This window comes from Mesorhizobium sp. M7A.F.Ca.CA.004.04.2.1 (genome assembly GCF_004022825.1).
GTDB lineage: Bacteria > Pseudomonadota > Alphaproteobacteria > Rhizobiales > Rhizobiaceae > Mesorhizobium.
In genome coordinates, this window is record NZ_RZPH01000446.1 from 1 (window position 1) to 4,642 (window position 4,642).

The following is a 4,642-nucleotide window of genomic DNA, read 5'->3' on the forward strand; positions in this document are numbered from 1 at the left end:
AAATACATCTTCGACGAACTCGGCTCCCGCCGCTACGAATGGAAGTGCAACAACCGCAACGAGCCATCGAAGCGGGCCGCCGAACGGTTCGGCTTCAAGTTCGAAGGCATTTTCCGCCAGCATCTGATCGTCAAGGGTGAAAACCGCGACACTGCGTGGTATTCGATCATCGACAAGGAGTGGCCGGCGCTGCGCCGTGCCTACGAGGCATGGCTCGATCCGGCCAATTTCGATGGCGACGGCCAGCAGAAGCGACGGCTCGAGGATTGTCGCGCGGAATTCGGCGCCTAGGAGTTCGCCATTGGCACATACCCACGATCACAGCGGGCACGATCACATTGGGCACGATCATGGGCCCGGCCATGTCCATGGCTCGACCGACAAGAAACGCGTTCTGATCGCAGCCTGCCTGACCGGCGGCTTCATGGTCGCCGAAGCGCTTGGCGGCATCCTCACCGGCTCGCTGGCGCTGCTGGCCGATGCCGGCCACATGCTCGCTGACTCGATCGCGCTCGGCCTTGCCTGGTATGCCTTCCATCTGGCTGGCCGCCCGGCGACTGTTCGCCTCACCTATGGCTTCGGCCGGGTCAAGACGCTGGTGGCCTATACCAACGGCATTGCCATCTTCGTCATCGCGCTGTGGATCGTCTATGAGGCGTGGGGGCGCCTGCAGGCGCCGGCACCGGTGCTTGGCGGGCCGATGCTGGCGGTGGCGATCCTCGGCCTGCTGGTGAACATCGGCTCGTTCTTCGTGCTGCATGGCGGCGACCGCGAGAGCCTGAACATGCGCGGCGCCATCCTGCATGTGCTTGGCGACCTGCTCGGCTCGGCCGCGGCCATCGCGGCGGCGCTGGTCATACTGGCGACCGGCTGGACGCCGATCGACCCGATCCTGTCGGTCCTGGTCTCGCTGCTGATCCTCTACACGGCGTGGTCGCTGATGCGGGAAGCCGCCCATGTCCTGCTCGAGGGCGTGCCGCCAAGCCTCGACCGAGATCTGATCGCCCGGGATATCGAGGCGACGGTCCAGGGCGTGCGCGAAGTGCACCACATGCATGTCTGGTCGCTCGACGGGACCAGTAATATGGCGACGCTGCATGCCTGTCTCGACGAGGGCGTCGATGCGCATCAGGCGGTGAGTGCCGTCAAGAAGCGGCTTGCCAGCGAGCACGGCATCAGCCATGCCACCGTGGAACCGGAATTCGGCCAGTGCGCCGACGATGGCGAGCACGACCATGGGCACGAGCACGAAGCGGCTGCATATCACGACCACCATCACTAGGACCGATCGATTGATGTCGATTGGTCCTGCCTCGGGAGTTGCAAAACCTTGAAAACCAGCTTGATGAACACCCGCTGCCGTGGTGCGGCGTGATGGATCGTGACACCAGGAATGCTCTTATCGCTGCCGTGTGGATCATGCTTCTGTTTGGTATCGGCGCCTACTATCTGCCGACCGTAATGCTGGCACTCGGCAGCCTTTCGACGGTGCTGGCCGGCGCCTTTGGCATCGTCTTCGTGCTGGCGTTCTTCTCGGTGTTCTGGTTGCGGGCTCGCAGCCAGCGCAAAAATCAGGGTAAATAGGCAAGGGATTTTCGATATGCGCATTCTGATCACTGGCGCCGCGGGTATGGTCGGCCGCAAGCTCATCGCCCGGCTGGCCAAGGACGGCACGCTGCGCGGCCGCAAGATCACGGCGCTTGATTTACACGATATCGTGCCGCCACAGGCCCCGAGCCTGGATGGCGTCAGCGTCACGCTGCACACTGGCGATCTCGCCGAAGCAGGGGCCGCTGAGCGCCTGGTCGCATCGCGCCCCGGCGTCGTGTTCCATCTTGCCGGCATCGTGTCGGGCGAGGCGGAAGCGAATTTCGATCTCGGCTACCGCGTCAATCTCGATGGCACGCGGGCCCTGTTCGATGCCATCCGGCTGGCGGGCTTTGCGCCGCGCGTCGTCTTCACCTCGTCGATCGCGGTGTTCGGCGCGCCGTTCCCGGATGTCATTCCCGATGATTTCCATCCGACGCCGCTGACCTCCTACGGCACCCAGAAGCAGATGAGCGAAGCGCTGCTGGCCGACTATACCAGGCGCGGCTTCTTCGACGGTATCGGCATCCGGCTGCCGACGATCTGCGTGCGGCCGGGCAAGCCGAACAAGGCGGCGTCCGGCTTCTTCTCCGGCATCATCCGCGAGCCGTTGAGCGGCCACGAAGCGATCCTGCCGGTGCCGCGCTCGGTCGTGCACACGCATGCCAGCCCGCGCTCGGCGGTGAACTTCCTGATCCATGCGGCAGGGATCGACGGCAGCGCAGTCGGGCCGCGCCGCAACCTGACGATGCCCGGCGTTGCCGTCACCGTCGGCGAGCAGATCGAGGCGCTGGAACGCATCGCCGGGCCGAAGGCGGTAAGCCTGATCCGCGAGGTTCCGGATGAGACGATCTGGGCGATCGTCAAGGGCTGGCCGACGCGCTTCGAGGCAAAGCGGTCACGGGAGCTCGGCTTCAGCGCCGAAAAGAGTTTTGACGAGATCATCCGCGCTCACATCGAGGATGAGCTCGGCGGCAAGATCGCGGGTTAAACTCCGAACCTCGTGGCGCCGGCCTATCCGCCGCTCGCCAAACTCGCCGACAGCAGCAGCAGTCCGAACAGGAACACAAACGCCGCGCCGCCGATCTCGACGATCGAGTGGATGCGGTTGCCCATGCGGCCGTCGCCGGCGAAATACACCGCCCAGTTCTTGGCGGTCACCGCCAGTGTCGCCAGTGCCGATACGGTGATGGCGGTGCCCAGCGACATCGCCAGCACCGACAGCAAACCGCCGAGCCAGAGGCCGTTGAGCAAGGCGAAGCTCAGCACGATCAGGGCGCCGGAGCAGGGGCGGATGCCGACCGCCGCCACCGCCGTCCACGCCGTGCGCCAGTCGAAGCGGTCGCCCGACAGCAGCGCCGGATCGGGTGCGTGCGAATGGCCGCAGGTATCGCAGACTTCGCCGGCCGCGTGATCGTGATGAGCGTGATCGTGTTCGGCATGATCGTGATGATCGTGCGAAGGGCCGTGCACATGGTCATGCGCGTGTGGCGCGTGCGAATGAGCATGCGCCGAATGGCTGGGAGCTGCATGGGAGTGACCGGCATGCGAATGCGCGCCGTGCGAATGGCCCCCATGAGAATGACCCCCATGAGAATGACCGGCGTGAGAATGGCCGGCATGAGCCGCCGACAGGCTGTAGGCCGGGCCCTTGCCGAACAGACGCAGGACGGCGGGGCCGAGTTTGCGCCACAGCAGCCAGGCGCCGAACAGGGTGACGAAGACAAAGCTCATGATCTCCATGAACCAGGCCGCGTCCGTCATCGAGACGGAGGTGCCGCGCAGGACGAAATAGGCGACCCCCATCACCGCGATCGCGGTCAGGCCCTGCAGCAGCGCCGAGACGAAGGACAAGAGGATGCCGCGCCGCAACGCCACTTCATTGGCCACCATGTAGGACGAGATCACGGCCTTGCCGTGGCCGGGGCCGGCGGCATGGAAAATACCGTAGGCGAAGGACAGGCCGACGAGTATCCAGATCTTGCTGCCGTCCTGGCGCATCGCCTTCATCGCCGTTGCCAGCGCGCGGTAGAATTCCTGCTGCCTGAGATTGATCCACATCAGGATATGGGCGAACGGGCCGGTGGTCGGCGCCATGCCGTCATTGACGCCGATGCCGAGCGAACTCTGGGCATGAGCGGCGTCGGCGAAATGCATCATGGCGACAGTGAGGGCCAACAGGCCGAATGCCAAACGCAGGGACGGTTTCGTCACCGGCTTCATCCTTCTGGCTGACAGGTCAGTTCGAGCTTGGTGGCGAAGATCTTGCTCATATCGGTGCCGGTCGGATCGTTGAAAAAGGCATCGGTGAGGGTCTTCTGGTTTTCCTTGATGGCCTCGTCCGGGTCCGGACGGACCACCTTGCTGGTGCAGTTCGAGGGCAGGCCTTCAACCGTGATGTTGGAGTCCTCGGTGAAGTCGATCGCCGTGTAGAATGTCGGATCGTAGACGCCGATATCGATCTTGCCGTGGAGCTTGATCGGCACCTTCGGTTCGGACTCGAACAGGATGATCAGCTGATCGTTGTCGAAATTGGCCATCAGATGCGGCGGCGGCGTCATCGCCACGTCCTTGCCGTCAACGGTGACGAGCTGGAAGTAATTGAACTCGGCCAGCGAGGCATGAACGGTGTCGGCGACTTCCTTCAGCTCCTTGTCATCGAGCTTCAGGTCGGAGTTCTTGTCGAACTCCATCATCACGGTCGAGGAAAACAGATCGTCGAAGCGCCAGAGATGACGGAGAGCCTTCACGCTTTGGTGATCCGGGGAGAGAATCACATCGAGGCGGGCCTCGGCGAAGACATGCGGATGCACGTAAGCCGGTCCAGTGGCGGCAAAAGTAGCCGCCAAGGCCGAAGCCAGCATGATTGCGTGCCGTTTCAGATTCATTCTCGGTCCATAGGCCTCGGAAGAGTTGCCGAGAGTTACCAGAAAGGGGGCGAAATTGGGACCATGAGACTATCGATGCCGGTCAGCCAGCCTCGCGCGTCCTGAACCACTGCACCAGGAAGTCGACGAAGACGCGGACTTTCGCCGGCAGATAGCGGCGGAGCGGG

At 63.7% G+C, this 4,642-nt stretch carries 6 protein-coding genes; 4 read left to right on the top strand and 2 right to left on the bottom strand.

The features are described 5' to 3' along the window. From EN893_RS19660 to denD, 4 genes are all read left to right on the top strand, one after another. A partial coding sequence (locus EN893_RS19660) for a GNAT family protein (RefSeq protein WP_164900967.1) occupies positions 1 to 291 on the top strand: 291 nt, incomplete at its 5' end. A 10-nt stretch (positions 292 to 301) separates the two neighbouring features. Then, entirely contained in the window at positions 302 to 1,282 is a 981-nt protein-coding gene (locus EN893_RS19665) for a cation diffusion facilitator family transporter (RefSeq protein WP_127268082.1), read from the top strand. A gap of 89 nt (positions 1,283 to 1,371) precedes the next feature. Continuing rightward, positions 1,372 to 1,584 (top strand): hypothetical protein, encoded by a 213-nt coding sequence (locus EN893_RS19670; protein WP_127268084.1) that lies wholly within the window; start codon positions 1,372 to 1,374, stop codon positions 1,582 to 1,584. Between the two features lie 16 nt (positions 1,585 to 1,600). Continuing rightward, positions 1,601 to 2,578 (top strand): D-erythronate dehydrogenase, encoded by a 978-nt coding sequence (denD, locus tag EN893_RS19675; RefSeq protein ID WP_127268083.1) that lies wholly within the window; start codon positions 1,601 to 1,603, stop codon positions 2,576 to 2,578. 23 nt (positions 2,579 to 2,601) lie between these two features. Here denD and EN893_RS19680 read toward each other — a convergent pair whose 3' ends face one another. Together EN893_RS19680 and EN893_RS19685 are read right to left on the bottom strand one after the other, a co-directional pair. Beyond that, entirely contained in the window at positions 2,602 to 3,810 is a 1,209-nt protein-coding gene (locus tag EN893_RS19680) for a nickel/cobalt transporter (protein WP_127272433.1), read from the bottom strand. After that, a complete protein-coding gene (locus EN893_RS19685) occupies positions 3,807 to 4,475 on the bottom strand; it encodes a DUF1007 family protein (protein ID WP_023810039.1) in 669 nt (222 codons plus the stop codon). Before EN893_RS19685 ends, EN893_RS19680 begins: the two co-directional genes overlap by 4 nt. Positions 4,476 to 4,642 lie beyond the last annotated feature (167 nt).

Excerpts from the sequence above, each read along its gene's own strand:
- denD (WP_127268083.1), top strand. The coding sequence starts at position 1,601 with ATGCGCATTCTGATCACTGGCGCCGCGGGTATGGTCGGCCGCAAGCTC.
- EN893_RS19680 (WP_127272433.1), bottom strand. The coding sequence starts at position 3,810 with ATGAAGCCGGTGACGAAACCGTCCCTGCGTTTGGCATTCGGCCTGTTG.
- EN893_RS19685 (WP_023810039.1), bottom strand. The coding sequence starts at position 4,475 with ATGAATCTGAAACGGCACGCAATCATGCTGGCTTCGGCCTTGGCGGCT.